Raw genomic sequence first — 26,394 nt, forward strand, 5'->3', positions numbered from 1 at the left:
TAGAGGAAACACAATGTCGAGCACCATCGCAGCGGACACAATTGAAGTAATGGAGCAACAAGATACCGGCCCTCGCTCTGCAGGGCGCAGCCTTAACGCCGAGGAAAAACGGGATATCGATCGCGAATTCTCCCATTACGAGGACCGGGGCTCGGTGGCCCTGGAGGCACTGCGGGTGGTGCAGAAACACCGTGGCTGGATCTCCGACGACACCCTGTACGCCATAGCCGATTACCTGGGTGTCTCCCCCACGCAACTGGAAAGTATTGCCACCTGTTACCAGTTGATATTCCGCCAGCCTGTGGGTGAGGAAGTGATACTCCTGTGCAAAAGCTCCAGCTGCTGGATCATGGGATGCGAAAAGCTGCAGCGCCACCTGGAGCAGCAACTCGGCATACGCCCCGGCCAGACCACCCCCGACGGGCTCTTCACCCTGCTGGAAACACCCTGCCTGGGCGATTGCGACAAGGCCCCGGTGATGCTGGTGGGCGAGGAGATGCACCGCCACCTATCGGCAGACAAGCTGGACGAGTTCATTCAGGAAAAGAAAAAACATCATGCTGACCAATCCGCTGACTAAGAATATCGGCGAACCGGGTATCGTCACCACGCTCGAGCACTATCTCGAAAACGGTGGGTACCGTGGCTGGCGCAAGGCACTACATATGGCGCCTGACGAGATCATCCAGACGGTGCAGGATGCCGGCGTCCGGGGGCGCGGCGGTGCCGGCTTCAACACCGGGCTGAAATGGAGCTTCGTTCCCCGCGGGAAGGATGCCCCGCCAACCCGCTACCTGGTATGCAATGCCGATGAGATGGAACCGGGCACCTTCAAGGACCGGCTGTTGATGGAGCACGACCCCCACCTGCTGCTGGAGGGCATGGCCATTGCCGCATTTGCCATCGGTGCCCGCCGGGCTTACATATTTATCCGCGGAGAATATCACCTGGCGGCGGCGCGGCTGGAAACCGCGATAGAGGAAGCGCGCGGGGAAAACCTCATCGGCACACACATAACCGGCTCCGACTTCCAGCTCGATTTTCATGTGCACCGCAGCGCCGGCAACTATATCTGCGGCGAGGAGACCGCCCTGATCAATGCCCTGGAGGGCCAGCGCGCGATCCCCCGTGCCAAGCCGCCGTTTCCGCAGGTCAGTGGCCTGTGGGGGAAACCCACAGTGGTGAATAATGTCGAGACCCTCTGCAATATTCCGCACCTGATTGAGCTGGGTGTGGACTGGTACAAAAAGCTCGGACGCGGCGAAGACGGCGGCACCAAGATCTTTGGCGCCAGTGGCCGGGTGAAAAATCCCGGGGCCTGGGAACTGCCAATGGGCACACCCATCCGCGAAATCCTTGAGCAACACGCCGGCGGTATGCAGGACGGACTCAAACTGCGCGCATACCTGCCAGGTGGGGGCTCGACAGATTTCCTCGGCCCGGACCAGCTGGACCTGCCCATGGACTACGACGCCGTGGGCAAGGCCGGCAGCCGCATGGGCACCGGCACCATCACCGTACTCGATGACCACACCTGCCCGGTGGGGCTGGTGCTCAACCTCACCCGTTTCTTTGCCCGCGAGTCCTGTGGCTGGTGCACACCGTGCCGGGACGGCCTGCCCTGGGCGGTAAAACTCCTCATGCGGATCGAGTGTGGTGAGGCGCAACCCGAAGACCTGGAACTGCTGCGGGAGCAGGCCCGGAGGATGGGCCCGGGCAATACCTTCTGTGCCCTGGCACCGGGTGCGGCAGCGCCGATCCTGAGCGCGCTGAAGCTCTTCGAGCAGGACTTCAATGACCATATTACCCGCGGCTGCTGCCCTTACGACCAGGAGCGGCAGCACATTCCGCTGGCCGTCTAGGCCCAAACCGGGGAATTGCGATCCATGCCAACCATAACCATAGACGGCAGGCAGTATGAGGTGGAAGAGGGCCAGAACCTGCTGGCCAGCTGCCTGTCACAGGGGCTGAACCTGCCCTACTTCTGCTGGCATCCGGCCATGGGCTCGGTCGGTGCCTGCCGCCAGTGCGCCATCATCGAGTACAAGGACAGCGATGACGAGCAGGGCAAGCTGGTGATGGGCTGTATGACACAGGTTCGCGACGGAGGAATCTACAGCCTGGCTGCCCAGCCGGCGCAGGAATTCCGCGGTGCAGTCATCGAGGACCTGATGACCAACCACCCCCATGATTGCCCCGTCTGTGAGGAAGGTGGTGAGTGCCACCTGCAGGATATGACAGAGATGTCCGGGCATACCTATCGCCGCTTTCGCGGCCTCAAGCGTACCCATCGCAACCAGTACCTGGGTCCATTCATCAACCACGAAATGAACCGCTGCATTGCCTGCTATCGCTGCGTGCGCTTCTATCGCGATTATGCCGGTGGCGATGACCTGGAGGCTTTGGGACGCAACAACCAGGTCTATTTCGGGCGCCAGTGCGACGGCAAGCTGGAAAACGGCTTCAGTGGCAACCTGGTGGAGGTTTGCCCCACCGGCGTCTTTACCGACCAGACCTTCAGCCGTCACTTCGTGCGCAAGTGGGACCTGCAGACTGCACCGTCTGTGTGTGAGCACTGCGGTGTCGGCTGTAATACCGCGCCCGGAGCTCGCATGGATTTCAGCAGTCGCGACGAGAACCTGCGGCGGGTGGTCAACCTCTACAACCGCGATATTAATGGTTACTTTATCTGTGACCGCGGGCGCTTTGGCTACGAATATGCCAACAGCGACCTGCGCATCAAGAACGTGCTGATCGCCCGCCGCGAGCAGGTAATCGAGACCACCGGCAGGCGCAAAGACAAGCTGCACCGGGAAATAGAGCCGCCGGCGGCCCTGGAGCTGCTGGCCTCCGCCATCGTCGATGCCCAGCGGGGGCGTCGCCGCCTGGTCGGCGTCGGTTCCCCACGCACATCACTGGAAAACAATTTTGCCCTGCGCCAGCTGGTGGGCCCCGGCAACTTCTTCGCCGGCCTGGGTGCGCGTGACCTGGAACTGCTTCACACCCTGGACCGCATCCAGCGCGACCCGAGAATCTCTATCCCTACAATGCCGGACATCGAGGACGCCGACGCGATACTGGTACTCGATGAGGAGATCGGCCGTACTGCACCGCGGGTCGCACTCGCGGTGCGCCAGGCTGCCCGCAATCAGCAGCGCGATCATGCCCGGGAACTCAAGATCCCGCTGTGGCAGGATGCCTCGGTGCGACAGTTGCGCGGTGAAAACACCCCGATCTTTGTGCTCGGCTCAAGTGCATCCACATCGCTGGAGGATATCGCCAGAGAGCAACGACTAGCATCGCCGGCCGCAATCGCCAGCTTTGCCGGGCGTCTCGCCGAGTTGATCACTGCCGCAAACGGGCCCACAACCGGCGATGAAGCAGGTAGTGGGCGAACACCGCTGCCGGAAGACCTGGAGAAACTGCTTCGGGGCGTGGCGGATACCCTGCTCTCCGCCAGGCGGCCACTGGTAATTTCGGGCTGCGGTAGTGGGGAACCGGATATCCTGGCCGCAGCAGGGAAGCTGGCGACCGCGCTCGCCGACAAACAAGGCTCCCCCTGTGCCACCTATCTCGCCTGCCCGGAGGCCAACAGCCTGGGGCTGGCACAGTTCTTCGAGCCCGGTGAGGGCACCCTCGAGCAATTACTGGAGGACCTGCGCGAGCGCGATTCGGTGGATCCACCGGTGACCCTGCTGGTACTGGAAAACGATCTGTACCGGCGACTGCCCACCGCTGCGGTGGAAGCACTTTTTGACCGCGCCGCTGAAGTTGTACTGTTCGACTCACTGTTACAGCCCTGCAGCCGTCGCGCCGACCTGGTTTTTCCCGCTGCCGCCACGCCCGAATCCCAGGGAACGCTGGTCAACAGCGCGGGCATGCTGCAACGTCATTACATGGTCTACGAAGGCAGCGGCTATATCCAGGAAAGCTGGCGCTGGCTGGTGGACGCCGTCAATGACCCCGCCTGCCGCGAAGCTGGTATAGATACTTCACCTGCCCTGCTGCGGCAATGGCAGCACTGCCACGAGGTAACAGCAGCGATCGCCGCTGCCCTGCCCTGTTTCCGGAACCTGACAGAGGCTGGCCCGGACGAGAATTTCCGCATCGAGGGCATGAAGCTGGCCCGGCAGAGCCACCGCGTCAGCGGCCGCACTGCCAACCGCGCCCACTTGCATGTCGCCGAGCAGGCGCCGCTGACAGATCCCGACTCGCCCTTCACTTTCACCATGGAGGGAGTGCAGTACGCTGGCGCCTCACCGCTGCAGGCCAATATCTGGTCGCCAGGCTGGAACTCCAACCAGGCAATCCACAAATTCCAGCAGGGTGTCGGCGGGCCGCGCAGGGGGCGCGAGCCGATCCCTCGCCTGCAGCGTGAGCCGGCACCCATGCCGGCCTGGCTCGCGCGAGAAAAACTGGTCCAGGAGCCCGGTCAAATGTACCTGGCGCCCACCTGGCAATTGTTCGGCTCGGGAGAGTTAAGCAATTACAGCGAAGCCATAGCCGGACTCACGGATGCCCCCTGTGCACAGCTCAGTGCCGCCGATGCCGGCGCCCTTGGCGTGGCGCCGGGCGCGCGGTTACAGCTACGCCTGCCCGGTGGCGAAATCACCCTGCCCGCGTCAGTTTCGGACCATATCGCACCAGGGGTAATCGCTGTCCCGGTGGGTCTACGGGAAGCTCCGGACCTGGCTGCCCTGCTACCGGCAGCGGCGGAAATCGCGCGCATCGAAAATCCTGAGCCGGTCGAACCTGGAGAGAGTGTATGAGCACCACGATCTGGATATCGCTGGCCAATATCTTCGGCGTGCTGGTCGCGGCAGTCTTGCTGGCCGCATTGCTGACCTGGGGCGAACGCCGCCTGCTGGGCTTCTGGCAGGACCGCCCGGGACCCAACCGGGTGGGACCGTTCGGCCTGTTCCAGGTAGTGGCGGATATGATCAAGCTGTTCTTCAAGGAGGACTTCATCCCGCGCTTCGCGGACCGGCCGGTGTTCATCCTCGCCCCCACGATCGTTATGGCATCGATGTTACTGGGCTTTGCAGTGATTCCCGTGGCACCCATGGTGGGCGTGATCGACCTCAATGTGGGCCTGCTGTTTTTCCTCGCCATGTCGTCGATGGCGGTATACAGCGTCATCCTCGGCGCTTACGCCTCCAACAACAAGTATGCCTTGCTGGGCGGCCTGCGTGCGGCAGCGCAGACGGTTTCCTATGAAGTATTCATGGGCCTCTCCCTGATGGGCGTGGTGATGATGGCCGGTAGCTTTAACCTGCGGGAGATCGTGCTGGCCCAACAGGGTGGCTGGTTTATCTTGCCCCAGGCCATTGGCTTCCTGGTTTTCTTTATTGCCGGTATCGCCGAGAGCCATCGCCTGCCCTTCGACCTGCCGGAGGCCGAGCACGAGCTGACAGCGGGTTTCCATACCGAGTACTCCAGCATGAAGTTCGGTATGTTCTTCGTCGGGGAGTACCTCTCGGTGATCCTGATTTCCGCCCTGATCACCACCCTGTTCCTGGGCGGGTGGCTCGGGCCGTGGCTGCCGCCAATGGTCTGGTTCTTCCTCAAGACCGGTTTCCTGGTGATGATTTTTGTCCTGCTGCGCGCAGCCATACCGCGGCCGCGCTATGACCAGCTGATGCAGTTTGGCTGGAAAATCATGCTGCCACTGTCACTGGCAAACCTCCTGGCTACCGGAGGCGTTTTGCTATGGCTCGGATAAATCACCAGGCACAGACCCCGACAAGGAGGCATGAGCGATGATTGCAAGTCAACTGCGCAGCATGTGGCTGGTTTTCCGTCACCTGTTCAGCCGCAATGCCACAGTCCAGTACCCGGATGAAAAACCCTACCTGGCACCGCGCTATCGCGGGCGCATTGTCCTGACCCGGGACCCGGATGGTGAAGAACGCTGTGTCGCTTGCAACCTCTGCGCCGTCGCCTGTCCACCGGACTGCATATCGTTACAGAAAACCGAAGATGAAGACGGGCGCTGGCGACCGGAATATTTTCGCATCAATTTTTCCCGCTGCATTATGTGCGGCCTCTGTGAAGACGCCTGCCCCACCTACGCGATCCAGCTCACACCGGATTTCGAGATGTGCGAGTACGACCGGCAAAGCATGGTCTACGAAAAAGAGGACCTGCTGATCAGCGGTCCGGGCAAGTACCACGATTACAGCTTTTACCGGGTCGCCGGCATGTCCATTTCCGGCAAGGACAAGGGCGAGGCGATCAATGAGGCGGAGCCCGTGGATGTGCGCAGCCTGAACCTTTGACAGTCACTGGCGGTGAACTTCCCGTTGGGAAGGCCGATAAAGATAACAACCCTAACCGAGGGAAAAGACATGTATCCAGTCTATTTTTACCTCACTGCCGCAGTTGCCATTATTGCTACCGCAATGGTGATCTTCAGCCGCAATGCAGTGCACGCGCTGCTGCACCTGATTGTTTCCCTCCTCGCCGTCGCAGTGATTTTTTTCCAGCTGGGCGCGCCACTGGCGGCGGCACTGGAGGTAATTGTCTACGCGGGGGCAATCATGGTGCTGATGGTTTTCGTCATCATGATGCTCAACCAGGGTGACGCTGCCGTGGAACAGGAGAACACCTGGCTGCAGCCCGGGAGCTGGGTGGCACCCGGCATCCTGTCGGGCGTGCTACTGCTACAGCTGATACTGATGCTGGGCGGCCAGGGTGTAAGTACAGCTGGGGGCGGGGCCGCCGAAATCAGCTATGTGGGGGCCGGGGAGGTAGGTATTTCACTGTTCAGCCGCTACCTGCTGGCGGTGGAACTGGCCTCCATGCTGCTGCTGGCAGGTCTTGTAGGCGCCTTCCACCTGGCGCGGCAAAAATCCACCGCAGACCTGGAGGCGGGCCATGATGAGTGAAATGCTCTCCCAGGGCGGCATGTACCACGGCCTGGCACTGGCTGCCATCCTGTTCTGCCTGGGACTGGCCGGGATGCTGGTACGACGCAATATCCTGTTCATGCTGATGTGTATTGAAATCTGTACCAACGCTGCAGCGCTGGCATTTGTAGTCGCCGGTGCCCACTGGGGAACCGCGGACGGCCAGGTCATGTTTATCTTCGTGATCACCCTGGCGGCGGCCGAGGTCGCCATCGCCCTGTCCCTGGTGTTGCAGCTTTATCGTCGCCGGCACACGGTGGATATCGACCAGCTTAACTGGATGCGGGGTTAACCATGACTGAGACCGTCGGCCTGATCCCGCTGTTTCCCCTGCTGGGCTTCCTGGTTCTGGTACTGGCTCCGCTGGTCGTGCGCCAGGAAATGCCCGCGGGGCTCGTTGCCAGTATTGGCGTTGGCAGTGTGGGAATCGCCGCGCTGCTATCCCTGGCCCTGCTGTTTACTGTGTTTATCGGCAATCCCGCCGCAAGCATACAGGTAACCGGCTGGACCTGGATGGCCACCGGGGGACTCTCACTGGGGTTTAACTTCCATGTGGACTGGCTAACGCAGGTCATGTTGCTGGTGATTACCGGTGTCGGTTTCCTGATTCATCTTTATTCCGCCGGCTATATGCGAGGTGACGCCGGCTATCGACGCTATTTCGCCTACCTGAACCTGTTTGTCTGCGCCATGTTGCTGCTGGTGTTGGCGGACAACCTGGTGTTGCTCTACCTCGGCTGGGAGGGGGTGGGCCTGTGCAGCTACCTGTTGATTGGCTTCTGGTATCGCAACCCGGAAAATGGTGCGGCAGCGCGCAAGGCATTTGTCGTTACCCGCGTGGGTGATACCGCAATGGCCCTGGGGCTTTTCCTCTTGTTCCGGGAATTCGCCACCCTGGATATCGCGAGCCTGAATACCTCTGCCGGAAGTGCGGGTGATAGCTATCTACTGACTCTGGCAGCCCTGCTGCTGCTCGGCGGCGCCGTGGGGAAATCGGCGCAGGTACCGCTGCAGACCTGGTTGCCCGATGCCATGGCGGGCCCCACCCCGGTGAGTGCGTTGATCCATGCCGCCACCATGGTCACCGCCGGGGTTTACCTGGTCGCGCGCATGCATCCCCTGTTCGCGGTCTCTGACACCGCTATGCTGGCGGTGGGCTGGGTCGGCGCGCTGACATTGCTGATAGCCGGTTTCAGTGCACTGGTACAGACCGACATCAAGCGGGTCCTGGCCTACTCCACCATCAGCCAGATCGGCTACATGTTCCTGGCCCTGGGCGTGGGGGCCTGGTCCGGGGCCATCTTCCACCTGATGACCCACGCTTTCTTCAAGGCGCTGCTGTTCCTCGCTGCCGGCTCGGTGATTCTCAGCCTGCATCACGAACAGGATATTTCCGCAATGGGCGGGCTGCGCCGGAAAATTCCGCTGACATTTGCCTGCTTCGCCGTCGGCAGCGCTTGCCTCGCTGCACTGCCATTTACTTCCGGCTTCTACAGCAAGGACCAGATTCTCCTGCAGGCGTGGGAGGTCTCCGACGGTTTCAACCTGCTGTGGCTGGCGGGAATTATTGGGGCACTGGTGACCGGCATTTACAGTTTCCGCCTGTTGTTCCTGGTATTTTTCGGCGACGAAGGCCGGGCCTCTGCCCATTGTGGCGATGCCAATTCCCGCGTCATGAGCATACCACTGGTCGCGCTGGCGCTGCTGGCACTCGGTGGCGGCCTGCTGGCACCGCCACTGCAGGATGTTTTCCCGACAGCAGAGGGTGGACACCCGTCGATGCTTATTGAAGCGGTCGCCATTGCCATGCCGCTGCTGGGTATCCTGGTGGCCTGGACCATGTTCTCCCGTGGCCAGCGTGCGGAAGCGCCCATTACCCCGGTGGAGCGCTTCCTGTTCAGCGGTTGGGGGTTCGACTGGCTTTACGACCGGTTGCTGGTAAAACCGCTGGTAACGCTGGCAAACATCAACCGCAATGACATCGTCGATGCCGCCTACCGCGGCTCGGCGTCGCTCAGCCGCCAATTACACCTGCTCGCAAGCCAGACACAGAATGGCCAGGTGCGCTGGTATATGGCTTCCCTGGTGGGCGGATCCATCCTGTTCCTCGCAATCCTGGTGGCGCTATGACTCTCGCAGCAATCATCGCGGTACTTTTTCTCGGTGGGGTGGCGGCCTGGCTGGTAGAGCGATACCGGCCGGGAGCCAGCCGCTGGGCGACACTGGCGAGCCTGGTTGTCAGCCTGGTACTACTGGCACAGTTGTGGGCCAGCGCCACGCCGGGTTCCGCACACCATTGGTGGCAGAGCCTGGAAGTCGCCTGGATCCCCAGGTTTGGTATCAGCTTCTTCCTGGCGGTGGACGGGCTGGGGTTCCTGATGCTGGCGCTGACCCTCTTCATGGGACTGTTCGGGCTGGTGATGACATGGAGCGATATCCGCTTTCGCCGCGGCTTCTTCTATTTCAATTACCTGTGGACCCTGGCCGGCGTGGTCGGAGTCTTCACCGCACTGGACCTGTTCCTGTTTTTCTTTTTCTGGGAAGTGATGTTGATTCCCATGCTGATGCTGATCGCAGTGTGGGGTCACGAGGAACGCACCTTCGCTGCAATCAAGTTCTTTATTTTTACCCAGGCAAGCAGTCTGCTGATGCTGATTGCCATCGTCGCACTGGTGTATATCCACTTTAATGCCAGTGGCCAGGTGACTTTCAATTACCTGGAGCTGCTCGATGCGCAGCTGTCACCGGTCAGTGCCTGGTGGCTGATGCTCGGGTTCTTTGTCGCTTTCGCGGTCAAACTGCCCGCGGTTCCGCTGCACACCTGGCTGCCCGATGCCCACACCCAGGCGCCCACTGCCGGTAGTATCCTGCTGGCCGCCATCCTGTTGAAAACCGGGGCTTACGGGTTGCTCCGTTTCACCCTGCCCCTGTTCCCAGACGCCTCGATCCAGTTTGCTCCGGTCGCCATGGCCATCGGTGCCATCAGTGTTGTTTACGGTGCGATACTGGCTTTCGCCCAACGGGATATGAAACGCCTGGTAGCCTATTCCAGTGTGAGCCATATGGGATTTGTGCTGTTGGGCCTGTACGCGCTGAATACCGTCGCCATCCAGGGTGCGGTCATGCAGATGGTTGCCCACGGACTCAGCACAGCCGCCCTGTTCGCGATTGTCGGTGCACTGCAACATCGGTTGCACACGCGCAATATGGAGCAAATGGGAGGCCTCTGGACCGAACTGCCCCGGCTGTCCGCCATTGCCCTGTTCTTTGCCGTGGCATCGCTGGGGCTACCCGGGCTGGGCAATTTCGTTGCCGAGTTCCTGGTGCTGCTCGGCAGCTTCGGCGTGGATCACTGGATCACTGCGTTCGCGGCCCTGGGCATGGTCGGCGCCGCGCTCTATGCGCTGGCAATGATGCAGCGGGCCTTTTTTGGCGAATCGCGCCGTACCACCACGGCAGCGGACCAGAAGGGCCTGGTTGACCTGGACCTGCGCGAAACACTGGCAATGCTGGTTTTGGCCGCTTTCCTGGTTTTCCTGGGGCTGCGGCCACAGCCGGTCTTCGATACTGCAGCACCGGCCATCGCCCGCTCGCTGGCCCCGGTCACCGCGGTGGAAGCTGCCGTCACAAGCAACAGTACCGACCGCCCCACTACCGCCGCCAACTGGCCTGCCGCCACGCACAGAGGTGAGACGCCATGACCAGAGAGGAACTCTTCGCCATCCTGCCACTGCTGGTGCTGACCGCCGGTATCGTCCTGCTGATGCTGCAGGTTTCTTTTCACCGCGGGCACCGCGCCGCGCTGGTGACGACGCTGGCAATACTGGCGGCAACACTCTGGGCCTGCTTCTCGGTTGGCGCAGCCCTGCCAACCAGCGGCACAGTGGCCGCAACCGGGCTGTTCAGTGTCGACCACACAGCGCTGTTCTTCTGTGTGCTGATGGTAATGGCCGCCCTGGCGGTGGCAATCCTGGCATTTCACCACCTGGAGTCGCGCGGTGCCAGCCGGGCTGTGGGCAGTTATCCGGAAGAGTTTTACATCCTGCTGTTACTGGTAATACTGGGCGCCTGCTGCCTGGTCACTGCCAGTCATTTCGCCAGCCTGTTCCTGTCCCTGGAATTGATGGGGCTGGCACTGTATCCGCTGCTGGGATTTACGGTCGTGGGCGACCAGTCGCCGCAGCGCGACCAGCTATTGTCACTGGAATCGGCAATGAAATACCTGTTGCTGTCGGCCCTCTCCACAGCCCTCAGCCTGTTTGGCATTGCACTGGTATTTGCCGCCAGTGGAGCGCTGGACTTCAGTGCCGCGGCAGCGGCTCTGCGGTCAACCGGTCCCAGCGCAGGAATACTGACTGCCGGGCTGACCCTGCTGCTGATCGGGGTGGCGTTCAAGCTGTCCCTTGTCCCCTTCCATATCTGGACCCCGGACGTTTACCAGGGTGCGCCCACGCCGGTAACAACACTGATCGCGACGGTCAGCAAGGGCGCCGTCGTGGCACTGACCCTGAGGTTTTTCACCCAGGTCGACCTGTTTTCACTACCGGTCCTGTCCACCATGCTGGCGGTGATGGCTGCAGCCAGTATGCTGGTGGGCAACCTGCTTGCTTTGCAGCAGGGTAACGTAAAACGGCTGCTTGCCTACTCGTCCATCGCCCACATCGGCTACCTGATAGTGGCCTTCCTGATCGGTGCCAGTGCCTTCGGCCAGGAGGCCGTTATTTACTACCTGGTTGCATATGTACTCACAACTACCGGGGCCTTTGCTGTGGTCAGCCTGGTGGCCGACGCCGCACAGCCTTCGATCCCGGGTGGGCCCCAGCCAATCGGTAACGCAGGTGAAGACCCGTTCCAGGTCGAATTTTATCGCGGCCTGTTCTGGCGCTCTCCCGGGCTTGCCTGCTGCTTTGGCCTGATGCTGTTATCACTGGCCGGAATTCCCCTGACCATCGGCTTTATTGGGAAATTTTACGTGTTTGCCGCCGGTGTACAGGGACAGATGTGGCTACTGCTGGCAGCGGTGGTCATTGGTAGTGCGCTCGGTCTCTACTATTACCTGCGCCTGTTGCTGACCATGTTGCAACGCGACAGCGAATCCCGGGACCTGGAGCCCGGGGCAATCCAGGTGGCTGTGTCAGGACAAGTGCTGGTGGGGACCCTGACCGCGATACTGCTTCTGTTCGGCATTTTTCCCCAGCTCTTGATCAACTGGATAAATGCACTATAAAGGTACATGAGGAGAAAGGTTCAGGGACGGGCAGGCCAGGAGGGTCAGCTGCAACCTGATGTTGCCGTAAACCGATAACAATACCAAGATTGACGAAGGCGAGCCTATGAAAACATTCAAACAGGCGTACGAAGTACTCAAGGACGCCGAGAAGTTCCACCTGGAGATGGCCGACCTCTATCGCAGTATGCTGGAGAAAGCCGAAGATAACCGCACCCAGCTGCTGCTGAAGCACATGCTCGAGCACGAGCAGCGCATGGCAAAGAACCTGGCCAATTACGGCGAAGTTGCCAAGCACAAAGTGATGAAGACCTGGCTGCAATACACGCATGAGGAAACTGCCCGGGATTTTGTCAGGAGCCTGAACCTGAGCGACCCGCCGGATATCCGTGAGATCAACAACCTGGGGCGCGAAGTGGACCGCTACTTTTCCGAGCTATACCAGGCGGTTTACGGTGCTATCGAGTCTGCAGAGGTCAAGGAAGTATTTGAAGACCTGAAGCAGATCCAGGACAAGGAACGTATCACACTCTCCATGGCAACCAATTCACTCTGGGATATGTAATTAACCCCGGTACCGCTGAACCAAAAAACCCGCTGCAAGCAGCGGGTTTTTTATATGCGGGCTAATAATGGCTATCAGAACTCATAGCGTGTCCGCAGGTAGTAGAAACCACCCTCAAACCCGAACGGTGAGAACTGGCTGTACTGGTTGCCAACGCCACCTGCTGCACCGGGGTTCTCCTCCGGGTACTGGTCAAGCAGGTTCTGGGCACCAAGTATGACGGAAGCCTGGTCGGTAAAGGCGTAGGATACCTCGGCATCCATCAGCACCTCGCCACTGTAAACCTGTCCGTCCTCGGAATCGAACCAGTCGTCATACGAACTCACCCGCGCAAGGAAGCCCCAGCTACCCACAGCGGTATTGCTAGACAGTGTCCAGCGGCTTTCCGGCAGGCCCTCCTCAAGTTCACGGATGCGTGTTGCATCAATGGTTTCAGGAGAGAACTGGTCCACCTCGGTCTGGGTCTGGTTGTAGGCCAGGCTGATATCGGTATTGTCACCAACCATGTCAGTGCTGTAGGTCGCGACAATGTCCACACCAGTGGTGGTGGTATCGAAATCATTGGTGAAGAAACGGAAGTTCTGCAGGTTGGCTGCACTGGTCACACCGGATGCCACCAGGCTATCCACTTCTGCCTCAGTCAGGGAGTACAACTGGGACGGGGCAATGCGGTCCTCAACCTCAATGTTGAAGTAATCCACCGTGATATCGATGGCCCCGACCGTAAAGACGGCGCCCAGTGTCCAGTTGGTGGACTTCTCCGGATCCAGCGCCTCACCACCACGCAGCAGTGCCACCGGGTTGGTGGAGGGGATGGTGCCGTTGTTCACCAGGTCATTCAGGGCCAGGTCGAACTCTGTGGAAACATTGAACGCGTTTGACTGCCCCGGCGTGGGCGCCCGGAAACCTGTGCTCCAGGAACCGCGCAGGGCAAAGCTGTCGGTGATATCAAGGTTGGTCGCCAGCTTGCCGTTGGTAGTGGTGCCGAAGTCCTCGAAGTCCTCGACCCGTAGCGCCAGGCCCACCAGCCAGCCCTCGGTAACATCTGCTTCCAGGTCAACATAAGTAGCGTAGTTGGAGCGGCTCCACTGCCCGCCGGCCAGCGGACCAAAGCCGGGGAAGCCGTTGGATGCAGCACTGAAGCCCTGTGATGCCAGCGGACCGATTTCATAAGAAGGCTGGTCACCGGTGGTAATTTCAAAGGTCTCATCGCGCCATTCGAGGCCGGTGGCCACACTCAGCTCGGAGGCGAAGCCCACGTCATACCCCTTGACGAAGTCCAAGTTAAAGTTCTTTTCCAGCTGGGTATAGGCACCCGGATTGAAAGCCGTCGGTGTCTGCGGACCCAGGGAAGCATTTACCGTGTTGTAGATAAAGAAGTCCACATCGTTATAACCGAGGCCGGCGCTGACATCGTACGCCCAGCCATTGGCCAGTTCACCGCGCACGCCGGTAACCCCGGACAGGTCAGTCACTTCACCGCCAAAACGCGGGGTGAAGCCGCCCGGGAAAATCTCCTGGAAGGAGAAGCACTCGGCGCTGGAGAGCGCATCCGCATGACTGAAGCCCGCACAGCTGTCCAGGCCGTTACTGGGATCCAGGTCACCGATCAACGGGTCAGCACCATTGGCGAAGACCGCGCTACGGGTCTCGGGGTTCCGGAAATAGAAGCCGCCGTCAACTGTCTTGGTGCCATAATTACCGAACGCATAGAATTCCTTGCCACCGCCCAGCTCGACACCCATGTTGACTACGGTTTTCAGGTCATCGCTGATTTCCGGGCGACCCCAAACCTGTGCCGGGTCTGCCACCTCCGTATTACCTGCGGCGATCAAGGCCGCGGCGTCATCGCGCTGGACACTGCGATCGGTATCCTCCTGGGCACCGAACTCGAAACTCACATTGGCAAAACCCTGGGATGTAAACGGCATACCGTAATTGCCGGAGACCGTATACTGGCGGCCATCGCCCTCATAGAACTGGCCCGCCTTGACCTCGACGCTGCCCCCATCGGGCGAATCCTTGAGCTCGAAGTTGATCACACCGGCAATGGCATCCGAGCCGTACTGGGCGGCTGCGCCGTCACGCAGTACTTCTACCTGCTGCAGGGCAATGGCGGGAATCTGGGAGATATCCGGGCCCTGGGCACCATCGGAAACACCGTTGCCCAGCCAGGCGATCACGGCTGCACGGTGACGGCGTTTGCCGTTTACCAGGACCAGGGTGTGGTCGGGAGCCAGTCCACGCAGGTTGGCCGGGCGTACCAGGCTGGCGGCGTCACTGATGGGCTGGGTATTGACGTTGTATGAGGGAACCACGTTGCGGAGTAGCGAATTCAGGTCTGAATCACCCTGCTTCATAAAGTCATCGCCACTGATGATATCGATGGGTACCGCCGAGTCGGTCGCGGTGCGCCCCTCTACACGGGTACCGATGGTAATCACCTCTTCCATCACCCGCGTGTCCGATTGCTGGGCGAAAACGGGACTGCTCGCGGCGGCAATGGCGGCTGCCAGCAGGGTAGGGGTACTCAGGTTTGTGGTCTTGTTCATAGGAGCTTCCGTAAGTTTTTATTGTGGACAATGCGCCCCGGCGCATCGCGTGAGAGTCCGCCAATGGCAAATGCAAAAAGCATGACAATTCATCACAGTTGCGCACATCCGATATGCCTCTGGAAAGCGCCCCCTGCTCTCTGTTGCCATCGGTTTTATCCCGGTTCAACTCTTTCAGTTCCGTCACCGATCCCTTTCCTTGGGGACCCGATGGATACCCATCCGATAGTGCCTGTTTCTTGTGTACCTCCCGGTTCAACTAATGGAGTTTCCGAGGCTGGCCGGCAACTGTTGCCTGCACCCGGCTTCGCTAGAGTCCAGGCCTCTGTACCGAACACCCGCCACGCTCCAGGTCAGGGCGCCCGGCCAATTACCCAGGCCAGCTTGCACATCAATGGATCATTGTATTGACCAACGCGCCTAATCTGGTCCGCCCGGGTGTGACCCAACTCTCATTAAGCTCCATAAGGCGGCAGAATCCGCGACTATTGCAGTTATCTGACAATTCATCGTTGCCACTCGCGGTTGCGATTGTTATTTTGACAGCGGTGTCATTCGGCGGCAGCAGCATCGACCAGCCAGTGATTCATTGGAAGAAGTAATAAAAATAAGATCTCAAGGTGAAAATCATGCACAAGCCAATCGCGCTCGGCGCCCTCGCCGCAGCCATGCTCGGGGCGGGACACGCCCATGCCGTGGACTGTTCCAGCCTCCCCGACTGGGATGCCGCCACTGCCTACGTGGGTGGCGACCAGGTCCAGCACAACAGCAATGCCTACGAGGCCAACTGGTGGACCCGGAACCAGGATCCCGAACTCTTCTCTGACGCCTACCAGGAATGGTCGCTGCTCGGGGCCTGTGACGGCACCATCGATCCCCTGCCGGTGGGTTCGATAACCTCGCCGACGACCGGTTCTGTCTTCAGCGAAAATGACAGCGTTATCATTTCCGTGGATGCCAGCGATGACCAACAGGTGGTCGTGGTGGAGTTCTATGTGGATGGCAGCCTGGTGGCATCGGATACCAGCGCCCCCTACTCCACCACCTGGTCCGCGGTGGCAGGCTCGCCGGTACTCAGCGCCCGCATCGAGGACAATGCCGGGCAGGACATTCTCACCGACGATGTCGTCATCACAGTCGAGAGCGGCGGCCCGCAACCGCCCTCAGTCAGCCTGAGTGAGCCGCTGGATGGCAGCAGCTTTACCACCGGCGACAGCGTCACCATTGCCGCCTCGGCCTCAGACAGCGATGGTTCCGTCAGTGCCGTGGAGTTCTTCGTCGATGGCAACAGCATCGGCAGCGACACCAGCGCCCCATTCTCCGCCAGCTGGACCGCCACTGCCGGCAGCCACACCATTACGGCTACCGCCACCGATAATGATGGCCAGTCCAGCGACTCGGCGCCGGTCACCATCAGCGCAACCGACGCAGACTACAAGCCCACCGTCACGCTGGACTCGCCCGCCGCGGGCAGTACGTTTAATGAAGGGGTGACAGTTAGCCTGGCCGCTACCGCCAGTGACGCCGAGGGCGATGTTGCGCGGGTGGAGTTCTTTGTCACCGGCCAGGAAGTGGGCGAGGACAGCAGCGCTCCCTTCGCCGTGGAATGGACCGCAGTTGCCGGCACCGCGTCGGTCTATGCCCGGGCATACGACAGCGCCGGCCAGTGGACCGATTCCGCCCCGGTCTCCATTACCGTCAACGGCGAGCCGGTGGTTACTGACCATCCCTGCCGACCCGATGGGCTCTTCACCACTCCCGGCACCGCACCGGACTACTGCGATGTTTACACCGCAACCGGCCACGAAGCCATGGGTACCGATCACCCGCGCCGGATCATCGGCTACTTCACCAGCTGGCGAAACGGCGCCAATGGCCAGCCCAGCTACCTGGTGGACGATATCCCATGGGACAAGATCACCCATATCAACTATGCGTTCGCCCACATCGATGACAATAACCAGGTATCCGTGGGCAACACAGCCAACCCGGACAATCCCGCGACCGGCATGACCTGGCCGGGTGTCGAGGGCGCTGAGATGGATCCGGAGTTTGCCTACCAGGGCCATTTCAACCTGCTGAGCAAGTTCAAGAAGCAGCACCCGCAGGTGAAAACCCTGATCTCCGTCGGTGGCTGGGCCGAGACCGGTGGCTATTTCAATGAGTTCGGCGACCGGGTCGACAACGGTGGATTCTATACCATGACCACCAATGCGGACGGGACCATCAACCACGCCGGTATTGAGACCTTTGCCAACTCGGCGGTGGAGTTTATCCGCGAGTATGGCTTCGACGGCGTGGATATCGATTACGAGTATCCCACATCCATGAACGACGCCGGCAACCCGCTGGATTTCGGCGTGGCCAACCCCCTGCGCGGCTCACTGATGGAATCCTATGTGGAGCTGATGCGTGTACTCAGGCAGAAGCTGGATATCGCCGGAGAACAGGATGACACCCACTACCTGCTGACTATCGCCTCACCCTCGTCCGGCTACCTGCTGCGCGGTATGGAAACCATGCCGATCACCCAGTACCTGGATTACGTCAATATCATGACCTATGACCTGCACGGGGCCTGGAACGAGTACGTGGGCCACAATTCTGCGCTGTTCGATAACGGCAATGACCCGGAACTGGCCGCTGCCAGTGTATACAGTACCTCGCAGTATGGCGGGATCGGCTACCTGAATATCGACTGGGCGGTGAAATACTTCCGCGGCTCCATGTCGCCGGGACGGATCAATATCGGTATCCCCTACTACACCCGTGGCTGGCAGGGTGTCACCGGTGGCAACAATGGCCTGGGCGGCACAGCGGCACTGCCCGACCAGACGCAATGTCCCGAGGGAACCGGTGGTGCGGCCGATTGCGGTTACGGTGCACTGGGTATCGATAACCTCTGGCATGACCTGGACGAGAACGGCAACGAGATGGGCGCCGGCTCCAACCCCATGTGGCATGCCAGGAACCTGGAAAACGGTATCCAGGGCAGTTACCTCGACGACTACGGCCTGGATCCCGCCAACAATCCGGCAGACGCGCTGGTGGGCACCTACGTGCGCAATTATGACAGTGTGTCCGAGGCACCCTGGCTGTGGAACGACACCAAGGATGTATTCCTCTCCACCGAGGACGAGGAATCCATGGAAGCCAAGGTGCTGTATGTGATCGACCAGGGTGTCGGCGGCATAATGTTCTGGGAGCTGGCTGGTGACTATGACTGGGATGCGGCCACTGGCGAGTACTTTATGGGCGACACCCTCACCACCCTCGCCTACGACCGCTTTGCCAACGCGGCTCCCTACCGGGAACTGCGCAGCGATCGCCCGCTGCCTGCGGAAGCACTGGATATCAGTATGGAAGTCACCGGCTTCAAGCTGGGTGACCAGAACTACCCGCTGAACCCACAGCTGGTGATCACCAACAACACGGGCGGAACCCTCCCAGGTGGCACCGTATTCGAGTTCGATATGCCCACGGCAACCTCCAACATCATCACCGACCAGAGTGGTGCCGGCCTGGAGGTTATCGAGGACGGCGCGAACCCCGGTGGCGGTAATGTGGGCGGGCTGGAAAACGAGTTCCATCGCGTGCGTTTTTCACTACCCAGCTGGCAGAGCCTGGCCGATGGTGAGAGCTGGGAGCTCACCCTGAATTATTACCTGCCGGTATCCGGGCCCCAGGCGTACACCGCGACGTTTAACGGCACTACCTACGCACTGGCCTTCGAGTACCCGGACCTGCCGCTGGGCACTGTCAGTAGCGGTGGCAGTAGTGACGATGGTGGCAGTGGCGGTGACAGCTGCGCCGATGCCGGTGTGGCCACCAGCGGGCTGGTGACCTACCCGGATTGGCCGGACAGTGACCATGCCAATGGCGGTGACCGGATCATTCATAACGACAGTGTTTACGAGGCAAACTGGTGGACTAATTCCGAACCCGGCACGGCGGACGGAAGCTGGACTTACCTCTGTAACCTGAACTGATTGGCAGGGGGCGACTCACCGCCCCAATAAAGGGCCGTGTGGGAAGTTCGGTCACAGGGAAGCCCGGCGTATTGCGGACGCGAACTGTGACATAACTTCCCCAATGGCCGACTGATATTCTCTCTGTGGTTGTTGTATAGGACTCATCTCCTATCTTTGCCCCGGCCAGCCGGGGCTTTTTTCATTGCGCTGATCGATGCTCGTTCCTGGAGCGCGGGACGCGCGGTAGAAAGCTGGATAAAACGATAAACAGAATGGAAGGAAAGAAAATAAAGATGAAGCTGCGTTATCTTCCACTACTAGCCCTGCTGACTGCGTGTACACCGGAACCTCCCCGGGAACCCGGGATTCTTTTCGACGACTTTAGTTACGATACTGTAGACAGCCTGCTCGAAAACGGATGGCGTTTCCGCACCCAGCGCGGTCACCCGGGTGTGAACGGCGCACGCTGGTCCGGCGACGGAATCTCATTCTTTGCCGATCCCGACAACGCCGACAACACATTACTGCGCATGACTTCCTTTACCGATGGCACCGGCGAGAATACCCGGCACACCCAGTTCTGCCACCAGCGCAAATACCGCGAGGGTACTTACGCTGCCAGGGTTTTCTTCCGTGATGAGCCAACCAGCGGGCCGGATGGAGACCAGATTATCGAGACTTTCTACACCATCAGCCCCCTCGAAGCCCCCATGGACCCCGACTACAGTGAAATGGACTTCGAGTACCTGGCCAACGGTGGCTGGGGGGAGGAGGACCACGGCCTGTTCGCCACCAGCTGGGAGACCTTCAAGCTGGATCCCTTCGTCAAGGACAATGAGTACACGGTAAAACAGGGCAGCTTTGCCGGCTGGCATACCCTGGTGTTGCAGGTAGCAGATGAGCGCGTACGCTATTTTGTCGACGGCAGGCAATTCGCAGAGCACAGCGAGCACGTGTACCCGGAAGAACCCATGTCGGTCAATTTCAATCTCTGGTTCACCCAGGAAGGCCTGATCGATTCCAGCGAATGGCGGGTTTACCAGCAGGACGTGGACTGGGTCTACCATATCGCCGACCGGGTCCTGAGCCCGGCAGAAGTGGAACAGGCAGTGGGCGAGATGCGCTCACAGCAGGTCGCCTACCGGGATACCGTACCGCCATGGACACCGGAGCTGGATTCCCCCTGCGGACTGTAAAAATTTCTATCACACCCTGTAGGGTCAGTGCATCGCGGCGAGATTCGACCTGGTATTTTCCGGTATATTCGCGGCCATGGGCCGCTCCTACAGAAAAATGAAGTAACTTTCGAAGCAGTACCCATGACAACCAAAAAACAACGCCTCGCCTCGGTGGATGCCCTGCGCGGATTTGACATGTTCTGGATTATCGGTGGCGAGGCCCTGTTCCTGCCACTGCTGGCCATCACCGGCTGGTCGCTGTTCGCTTTTGGTGATGCCCAGATGAAGCACTCCCAGTGGCACGGCTTTACCTTTTATGACCTGATCTTTCCCCTGTTTATCTTCCTGTCCGGCGTTACGCTGGGCCTGGCCGGGAAGTCCCTGCGAGGGCTTCCACTGCATGAGCGCCGCCCGCTGTACCGCAAGGCGCTAAAGCGCCTGCTAGTGCTGGTAATACTGGGCGTTATCTACAACCACGGCTGGGGCACTGGCATTCCCGCCGATCCGGGAGAAATCCGCTATGCCAGCGTGCTGGCCCGGATCGGTTTTGCCTGGTTTTTTGCCGCCATTATCGCCTGGCACTGTATACCACGGACCCAGTACGTTGTGGCTGCGGCCATATTACTGGGTTACTGGCTGCTCCAGGCCACCTCTGGTTCCATGACCCCGGAAGGTTCCATCAATGCATGGATTGACCAGTGCTGCCTGCCCGGCATTACCTACCAGAATCGCGCTTATGACCCGGAGGGCCTGCTGTCCACGATTCCCGCAGTGGTCAATGCCCTCGCCGGTGTTTTCGCCGGGCGCTGGCTGAAAAAGCATGCCGGTAATCACCGCCAGATCCTGAAAGGGCTGGTCATCGGAGGTGTTGCCCTGCTGCTGGCAGGCTATCTCTGGCACTGGATATACCCGGTAAACAAGGAACTCTGGACCGGCTCCTTCGTGTTCATCACCGTCGGCTGCAGCCTGCTACTGCTGGCAATCTTTTACCTGCTGGTGGATGTTTTACGGTGGCACGCATTTACGGTCTTTTTTTCCGTAATCGGTATGAATGCAATCCTGGTTTACCTGGGCACCAGCCTGGTGAACTGGGGGTATACCAGCGAGGGTCTGCTTGGTGGTATTGCCAGAGTGCTGCCAGAGGCATGGGGCACTCTGGTCATCGCCTCTGGTGTGATCCTGCTGCAGTGGCTGGTCCTGCGATGGCTCTACAAACGGGCCATCTTTATCAGCCCGTAATAAGAGAGACCCGGCACAGGTGGTGGTACAGCAGTTATGGTGCCAGTCTTTCGCGGCGTTGCCGTTGTCCCTCCAGGTAGGCCTGGCGCGCTTCCGGATCACAGTGCTTTGCCCTCCCCTGCCGCTGGTTCGCACCCACCGATGCTGATGAGTAGTGCTCGGCACACCAGGCTGAACTTTCCTTCTGGGGATACTGTTCTGTCGAAGCGTACAGGTTGCTGGGCTTCACCGTGCCGGTGCAGCCCAGCAGCAATACAGATGTAACGGCAACTGGAAACATTGATACCAGTATTTTCATCGTCCTCTCCCTGACTTTTGCTTGTGAGTACAGGCCAAGATGAACACAGAGGACACAGGCATTTCAACCATTGAACGGGAGCTCGCTCACACTTCCGGACCTGCCAGTCAATGGTAAAGGTCCAGGTCAACCTCGAGCGCAGAGGCAACCAGGTTGCGCTTGCTGAAATTGTAGCGGCTGATGATACCCACCAGGCTTTCCTCGCCCAGCAACTCACTGGTAATGGCATCCAGCGCCAAACCTTTTGCCTGTAAACGCTGCGCGTCCGCGGCCAGGTCAAGCAGGTACTGGTATTTTTCCCGCAATCGCTGCCTGCCGTTTTCCACCACGCCGCGATGCGGGCAGAGAATGACATCGAACTGCTGCGCCAGGACATGGTGAATACTGGCCAGCAAAGTAGGGATATGCTCGTCGCTGCGCAAGAATTTCAGGTAATTCGCAATATAGAGGTCGGCACTGAAGAGCCAGCCACGCTCGGGTAACAGGTAACAGACCATGTCCCGGGCGTGACCCGGCGTGTACAACGTTTCTACCGTCTCACCGTTGATGGAGAGATTGTCCGGCAGCTGGCGAGCCTGTACCCGACCCGCCGAGCCCCAGAATAGTTTCTGGATTGGCGGGATACGGAAACCACGCTGCAGGATTTCCACCGTTGCTGCCGGGGCCAGCGGCTGCACGCCGGTGAGTTGCTGGATCGCACCGGCATTGCCGCTGTGATCCTCATGGTGGTGGGTAAGCAGTAGCTGCTCCAGCGGCCGCTGGCGGATAAAGGGCCGTACATGGCGCCACTGGTTACTGGGGCCGGTATCGATCACCGTGCCGCCCAGCCGGTACACCACAAAGGTGGTATTCACCCCCAGGTTGAAACGCCCCACGCGAATGGCATCGAGATCGCAATAGCGGAAACTTTCTCTGACGGACACCGGGCACCCTTTCCTGCTTCTGTGTCTTTTTGCCGGCCGGCACCAGATGGCCCCAACAGGGCCAATGAATCAGGGGCCAGGCCAGCACAACGACCTCCATTCTGGACGCCAATACACATGCCCGGAAGTGCCGATCCCGCTAACCGCATTGACATTTCCTGGTGCGAGACGCGAAACGTTACATGACGTTCACAAGGTCCATTGCCTAGTCAGTCATCGCCAGGCGCCACTGCAAGCCCCATTTGGTGGTAGTGCCGGATGTCACCCAGGCCACCTCGCCGCGGCTGTCGACAATCACGATGGTGGGTGTGACGCGCACCCCCCACGCTGCGCTGATTGTGCCAGAGGGGTCATTGATGGTTGGAAACTGCAGGTCATTCTCCCGCAGGTAGTGAGAGACCGTTTCCGCGGAGCCGGACTGCAATGCCACAGTGATTACCCGGTGTTCACCGGCCAGGTCGGCAATGGCCGGCGACACTACACGGCAATAGCCGCACCAGGTGGCCCAGAAATACACCAGCACCGGGCCATCGGAAGCCATTTGCTGCAGGTCCAGTACCTGCCCGCCAATGGATTGCCCCGCCAGTGGCGGCGCCTGCTCCCGGGGAATATCGCGCTGCTGGTACAGGCCGACTGCAGACACCGCAAGTATCGCCAGCAGTGCAAACCCCGCCAGGCCGCGAAAGGCTGTAACAATCCGGGTGAAAGCGCCCTTCACAAGCTGCACGCCAAAATTATCAAAGGCCAGCCCTTCAGTACTTCACCGAGCAGCCGTAGGCGCGGGAGGAAGCAACCTCGACCCCCTCTCCCTTCATCGATGCATCGAGTGCTGCAGCCACAAAATTCTTCGATTGCGGGATCACGGCCGGGTTTGCGGAATCGTTGTCGTCAATGGCCCCGGCGTAAACCACTTCGCCCTCGGGATTGATGATAAACATATGCGGCGTGGTCTTGGCACCGTAGGCACGGCCCATGCTGCCGTCACTGTCCAGCAGGAAGGGGGCGGAGGCATTGAGGTTGTGGCTCTCCGCTACCTCCAGTGCCGCCGCGGGCTCCAGGTAACCCTGCTTGCCCCTTGCCGACGAGATTACCGTAAGCCACTTGATTTCCTCACCGGTATATTTTTTCTGCAGGGCCTGCATGTTGCCACTGCCATAGTGCTTGCGGACATAAGGGCAGTCCTTGTTGAACCACTCGATCACCAGCCATTCACCCTTGTAATCCGCCAGTGAATGCTTCGTGCCACTGGCATCCATTTCGGAAAAATCCGGTGCTTTCTCGCCCGGTACGGCTACTGCCAGGGCCAGTGCCGGGGCCGCCAGGAACATCGACAACAGTGCCTTGCCAAACGTCTTACCGCCAATGCGCTTACCGTTCATGGTGTGTCGTCCTCTTTGGTTTGGGTCAGTGATTCACCATTATTGAAGAGCGCCGTGATCATGCGCTCCTGCAGAATCTGTGGTAACAGCTCCGGCTCGCTTGCGCCGGGGGTATACCAGGCGTAGACCGGCACCGAATTGCGGCCCAGTTCACCCAGTGCCGCGGTGATTTCCGGATCGTGGTTGGTCCAGTCGGCGCGCACCAGCATCACACCATTGGTGCGGAACAGCTCCATGACTCTTTCCGACTCCAGTACCAGCTTCTTGTTCACCTGGCAGGTAATACACCAGGCGGCGGTATAGTCGATAAACACCGGGCGGTTGTCGGCACGCGCTTCCTCGATGGCTGCGCGATCATAGGGCTGCCATTCACTCCCGGCGAGTTCCGGTGTGGCGTGCTGCGGGGCCCGCAGGGCCGCGAAGGCGATGATTGTAGCCACGGCAAATATTGCATAGCCGGCGAACCGTCCGGTGCCCGGGCCGAACAGTGTAAAACGCCGCCCCAGCCACAGGGCGAAAACCACCGCCACCAGCAGCAGCGAGCCGATCAGCCAGCCGCTGTCTCCCAGCAGCCGCCCCAGGACCCAGAGCAGCCAGATCACCGTGAGGTAGAGCGGAAAAGCCAGGAACTGTCGCAACGTGTCCATCCACGGGCCGGGTCCCGGCAGGCACCTCAACAGCGCAGGACTGGCACAGAGCAGCAGGAACGGTGCCGCCAGCCCGGCGCCCAGGCCGAGGAAGATTGCCATGGCGGACACGGCTGGCAGCACCGAGGCGGCGCCCAGCGCCGCTCCCATAAAGGGCCCGGTGCAGGGCGCAGCGACGAATACCGCCAGCACGCCGGTGGCAAAGGAGCCGCCGCGGGTACTCCCGGCCAGGTCCATCAGCCGGTGGCCAAATTCAAGCACGCCGCTGAATGACAGCGCCATGAGCCAGAACAGCAGGATCAGGCCCAGTACCACCGACGGGGACTGCAGCTGGAAGCCCCAGCCAATTGCCGCGCCTCCGGCGCGCAGTGCCAGCAGCAGGGCCCCCAGGGCGGCGAATGTCACCATCACGCCGGCACTGTACAGCAGTCCCTCGCGCAGCCGGTGGGGCGCACCGGCGCCGGCATTCACCAGCCCAAACAGCTTGATCGACAGCACCGGGAAAACACACGGCATCAGGTTCAGGACTACCCCGCCGGCAAATGCCGCCAGCACCAACAGCCACAGGGCCTGTGGCGGGGCCGCGGGCACCGCGGCCCCCAGCGGCACACGGTTAAACTGCCAGGCGCGCTTACCGTCCGCGACCACGAATCCGGTCGCCTCCGGCAGCGGGGCACCGGGAACCCGGGCAAAGCGGTAGTGCACCCGGTTGCCATCGGCCTCCACCTGAGGCGCCCGGGCGGTCAACAAACCACCGTCCAGGGGGAACACAGCCGGTGGCGGCGCCTCCCCGCCACGGGTATCGCGCAGTGTCAGCTGAAGCCCACCCGCGGGTAACTCGGCCAGTCGTTCTGCGCGCCAGGGGCTAAGGGCGGCGTTGGCGGGCACCCGGTCCAGGAACTGGTCGCGCAGGGCCAGGTCCCGCTCGTCCCATTGCGCGTATTCGGCCACCGGCCGGTCCAGGGTCATGGAACCGAAACCGGGTATGCAATCGATTTTGCACACCAGCCATTCGAGGTCCGCACGGAGATCCACACGCCCAGCGTCCGCGACGGGCGTCACTTCAAAGAGATAGGCTACATCACCCGCATAGCCGAGGTTGGTGAGGTGTTCAATGGGGAGCCGGACCGGGAAGGGCCACTGGATCGGGCCGAGAGTCGCACGCTCGGAGCGGGTATCGAAGCGCGGTGCGGCGCCGGAGTCCCCGGCATTGCGCCAGTAGACATGCCACTCGGGGTCCACTTCAAAGTAGAAACCGATGGTAGTGGTCTCACCGGCGGCGAAGGTATCGGGCGCCAGCCAGCGCACGCGTACGTGATCGCCACTGGCGGTATCCTGGGCGAACGCGGGGGAAGCGATTGCTGACAGGGCAACCGATACAAGAATTATTGCGATACTGCGCAGGAATCGCACGGGCGACGCTCTCCCGATCGACGGACCGCTTAACGCGGATTTCATGGGTTTTACCTACGGCAACCCCATTGAAATGGATTGGCCCAAGAGCTGC

At 60.5% G+C, this 26,394-nt stretch carries 20 protein-coding genes; 14 read left to right on the plus strand and 6 right to left on the minus strand.

The window, feature by feature from the left end; all coding sequences use genetic code 11:
• The first annotated feature begins 13 nt into the window (after positions 1-13).
• The 11 genes from nuoE (at position 14) to LVE68_RS04915 (ending at position 12,700) form a co-directional block, all read left to right on the plus strand.
• Entirely contained in the window at positions 14-580 is a 567-nt protein-coding gene (gene nuoE, locus LVE68_RS04865) for an NADH-quinone oxidoreductase subunit NuoE (RefSeq protein ID WP_233005905.1), read from the plus strand.
• Entirely contained in the window at positions 558-1,862 is a 1,305-nt protein-coding gene (gene nuoF / locus LVE68_RS04870) for an NADH-quinone oxidoreductase subunit NuoF (RefSeq protein ID WP_233005906.1), read from the plus strand. The genes nuoE and nuoF overlap by 23 nt, the downstream gene beginning before the upstream one ends.
• A gap of 24 nt (positions 1,863-1,886) precedes the next feature.
• Complete coding sequence (gene nuoG, locus LVE68_RS04875; RefSeq protein ID WP_233005907.1) at positions 1,887-4,769, plus strand: NADH-quinone oxidoreductase subunit NuoG; 2,883 nt, start codon at positions 1,887-1,889, stop codon at positions 4,767-4,769.
• The gene (nuoH, locus tag LVE68_RS04880) at positions 4,766-5,722 is read left to right on the plus strand and encodes an NADH-quinone oxidoreductase subunit NuoH (RefSeq protein WP_233005908.1); all 957 of its coding nucleotides are present in this window, start codon (positions 4,766-4,768) and stop codon (positions 5,720-5,722) included. Before nuoG ends, nuoH begins: the two co-directional genes overlap by 4 nt.
• A gap of 37 nt (positions 5,723-5,759) precedes the next feature.
• Positions 5,760-6,278, plus strand: a complete 519-nt coding sequence (gene nuoI, locus LVE68_RS04885; protein ID WP_233005909.1) for an NADH-quinone oxidoreductase subunit NuoI — start codon at positions 5,760-5,762, stop codon at positions 6,276-6,278.
• A 69-nt stretch (positions 6,279-6,347) separates the two neighbouring features.
• Positions 6,348-6,887 (plus strand): NADH-quinone oxidoreductase subunit J, encoded by a 540-nt coding sequence (gene nuoJ / locus LVE68_RS04890; protein ID WP_233005910.1) that lies wholly within the window; start codon positions 6,348-6,350, stop codon positions 6,885-6,887.
• Entirely contained in the window at positions 6,877-7,200 is a 324-nt protein-coding gene (nuoK, locus tag LVE68_RS04895) for an NADH-quinone oxidoreductase subunit NuoK (RefSeq protein ID WP_441338254.1), read from the plus strand. The genes nuoJ and nuoK overlap by 11 nt, the downstream gene beginning before the upstream one ends.
• A gap of 2 nt (positions 7,201-7,202) precedes the next feature.
• Complete coding sequence (gene nuoL / locus LVE68_RS04900; protein ID WP_233005911.1) at positions 7,203-9,038, plus strand: NADH-quinone oxidoreductase subunit L; 1,836 nt, start codon at positions 7,203-7,205, stop codon at positions 9,036-9,038.
• Positions 9,035-10,609, plus strand: a complete 1,575-nt coding sequence (gene nuoM / locus LVE68_RS04905) for an NADH-quinone oxidoreductase subunit M (RefSeq protein WP_233005912.1) — start codon at positions 9,035-9,037, stop codon at positions 10,607-10,609. Before nuoL ends, nuoM begins: the two co-directional genes overlap by 4 nt.
• The gene (locus LVE68_RS04910; protein WP_233005913.1) at positions 10,606-12,135 is read left to right on the plus strand and encodes an NADH-quinone oxidoreductase subunit N; all 1,530 of its coding nucleotides are present in this window, start codon (positions 10,606-10,608) and stop codon (positions 12,133-12,135) included. The genes nuoM and LVE68_RS04910 overlap by 4 nt, the downstream gene beginning before the upstream one ends.
• 106 nt (positions 12,136-12,241) lie before the next feature.
• Entirely contained in the window at positions 12,242-12,700 is a 459-nt protein-coding gene (locus LVE68_RS04915) for a hypothetical protein (RefSeq protein ID WP_233005914.1), read from the plus strand.
• A 74-nt stretch (positions 12,701-12,774) separates the two neighbouring features.
• Here LVE68_RS04915 and LVE68_RS04920 read toward each other — a convergent pair whose 3' ends face one another.
• Positions 12,775-15,252, minus strand: coding sequence for a TonB-dependent receptor plug domain-containing protein (locus tag LVE68_RS04920; protein ID WP_233005915.1), 2,478 nt, complete (start codon positions 15,250-15,252; stop codon positions 12,775-12,777).
• Positions 15,253-15,881: 629 nt separating this feature from the next.
• On the opposite strand from LVE68_RS04920, the gene LVE68_RS04925 reads away from it, so the two are divergent.
• The 3 genes from LVE68_RS04925 to nagX all read left to right on the plus strand — a co-directional run bounded on the left by LVE68_RS04925 (position 15,882) and on the right by nagX (position 21,640).
• Positions 15,882-19,241, plus strand: a complete 3,360-nt coding sequence (locus LVE68_RS04925) for a chitinase C-terminal domain-containing protein (protein ID WP_233005916.1) — start codon at positions 15,882-15,884, stop codon at positions 19,239-19,241.
• 275 nt (positions 19,242-19,516) lie between these two features.
• The gene (locus LVE68_RS04930) at positions 19,517-20,419 is read left to right on the plus strand and encodes a glycoside hydrolase family 16 protein (RefSeq protein ID WP_233005917.1); all 903 of its coding nucleotides are present in this window, start codon (positions 19,517-19,519) and stop codon (positions 20,417-20,419) included.
• Between the two features lie 123 nt (positions 20,420-20,542).
• Positions 20,543-21,640, plus strand: coding sequence for a transmembrane glucosamine N-acetyltransferase NagX (nagX, locus tag LVE68_RS04935; protein WP_233005918.1), 1,098 nt, complete (start codon positions 20,543-20,545; stop codon positions 21,638-21,640).
• Between the two features lie 34 nt (positions 21,641-21,674).
• Here the strand turns inward: nagX and LVE68_RS04940 are convergent, their stop codons facing one another.
• From LVE68_RS04940 to LVE68_RS04960, 5 genes are all read right to left on the minus strand, one after another.
• Positions 21,675-21,938, minus strand: coding sequence for a hypothetical protein (locus LVE68_RS04940; RefSeq protein ID WP_233005919.1), 264 nt, complete (start codon positions 21,936-21,938; stop codon positions 21,675-21,677).
• A 107-nt stretch (positions 21,939-22,045) separates the two neighbouring features.
• Positions 22,046-22,861: an MBL fold metallo-hydrolase gene (locus tag LVE68_RS04945; RefSeq protein ID WP_233005920.1), complete on the minus strand. Its 816-nt coding sequence runs from the start codon at positions 22,859-22,861 to the stop codon at positions 22,046-22,048.
• Positions 22,862-23,066: 205 nt separating this feature from the next.
• Positions 23,067-23,588, minus strand: coding sequence for a protein disulfide oxidoreductase (locus tag LVE68_RS04950; RefSeq protein WP_233005921.1), 522 nt, complete (start codon positions 23,586-23,588; stop codon positions 23,067-23,069).
• A 25-nt stretch (positions 23,589-23,613) separates the two neighbouring features.
• Complete coding sequence (locus LVE68_RS04955; RefSeq protein ID WP_233005922.1) at positions 23,614-24,240, minus strand: thioredoxin family protein; 627 nt, start codon at positions 24,238-24,240, stop codon at positions 23,614-23,616.
• A complete protein-coding gene (locus tag LVE68_RS04960; RefSeq protein WP_233005923.1) occupies positions 24,237-26,345 on the minus strand; it encodes a protein-disulfide reductase DsbD family protein in 2,109 nt (702 codons plus the stop codon). The genes LVE68_RS04955 and LVE68_RS04960 overlap by 4 nt, the downstream gene beginning before the upstream one ends.
• Between the last annotated feature and the right edge of the window lie 49 nt (positions 26,346-26,394).

The organism is Microbulbifer sp. YPW16 (genome assembly GCF_021290385.1).
GTDB lineage: Bacteria > Pseudomonadota > Gammaproteobacteria > Pseudomonadales > Cellvibrionaceae > Microbulbifer > Microbulbifer zhoushanensis.

What these genes read in the sequence shown, in the direction of transcription:
- LVE68_RS04960 (WP_233005923.1), bottom strand. Translation starts at nt 26,345, where the DNA reads ATGAAATCCGCGTTAAGCGGTCCGTCGATCGGGAGAGCGTCGCCCGTG.
- nuoF (WP_233005906.1), top strand. Translation starts at nt 558, where the DNA reads ATGCTGACCAATCCGCTGACTAAGAATATCGGCGAACCGGGTATCGTC.
- LVE68_RS04930 (WP_233005917.1), top strand. Translation starts at nt 19,517, where the DNA reads ATGAAGCTGCGTTATCTTCCACTACTAGCCCTGCTGACTGCGTGTACA.
- nuoI (WP_233005909.1), top strand. Translation starts at nt 5,760, where the DNA reads ATGATTGCAAGTCAACTGCGCAGCATGTGGCTGGTTTTCCGTCACCTG.
- LVE68_RS04920 (WP_233005915.1), bottom strand. Translation starts at nt 15,252, where the DNA reads ATGAACAAGACCACAAACCTGAGTACCCCTACCCTGCTGGCAGCCGCC.
- nagX (WP_233005918.1), top strand. Translation starts at nt 20,543, where the DNA reads ATGACAACCAAAAAACAACGCCTCGCCTCGGTGGATGCCCTGCGCGGA.
- LVE68_RS04910 (WP_233005913.1), top strand. Translation starts at nt 10,606, where the DNA reads ATGACCAGAGAGGAACTCTTCGCCATCCTGCCACTGCTGGTGCTGACC.
- LVE68_RS04955 (WP_233005922.1), bottom strand. Translation starts at nt 24,240, where the DNA reads ATGAACGGTAAGCGCATTGGCGGTAAGACGTTTGGCAAGGCACTGTTG.
- nuoG (WP_233005907.1), top strand. Translation starts at nt 1,887, where the DNA reads ATGCCAACCATAACCATAGACGGCAGGCAGTATGAGGTGGAAGAGGGC.
- LVE68_RS04915 (WP_233005914.1), top strand. Translation starts at nt 12,242, where the DNA reads ATGAAAACATTCAAACAGGCGTACGAAGTACTCAAGGACGCCGAGAAG.
- nuoK (WP_441338254.1), top strand. Translation starts at nt 6,877, where the DNA reads ATGATGAGTGAAATGCTCTCCCAGGGCGGCATGTACCACGGCCTGGCA.
- nuoE (WP_233005905.1), top strand. Translation starts at nt 14, where the DNA reads ATGTCGAGCACCATCGCAGCGGACACAATTGAAGTAATGGAGCAACAA.
- nuoH (WP_233005908.1), top strand. Translation starts at nt 4,766, where the DNA reads ATGAGCACCACGATCTGGATATCGCTGGCCAATATCTTCGGCGTGCTG.
- nuoM (WP_233005912.1), top strand. Translation starts at nt 9,035, where the DNA reads ATGACTCTCGCAGCAATCATCGCGGTACTTTTTCTCGGTGGGGTGGCG.
- nuoL (WP_233005911.1), top strand. Translation starts at nt 7,203, where the DNA reads ATGACTGAGACCGTCGGCCTGATCCCGCTGTTTCCCCTGCTGGGCTTC.
- nuoJ (WP_233005910.1), top strand. Translation starts at nt 6,348, where the DNA reads ATGTATCCAGTCTATTTTTACCTCACTGCCGCAGTTGCCATTATTGCT.
- LVE68_RS04940 (WP_233005919.1), bottom strand. Translation starts at nt 21,938, where the DNA reads ATGAAAATACTGGTATCAATGTTTCCAGTTGCCGTTACATCTGTATTG.
- LVE68_RS04925 (WP_233005916.1), top strand. Translation starts at nt 15,882, where the DNA reads ATGCACAAGCCAATCGCGCTCGGCGCCCTCGCCGCAGCCATGCTCGGG.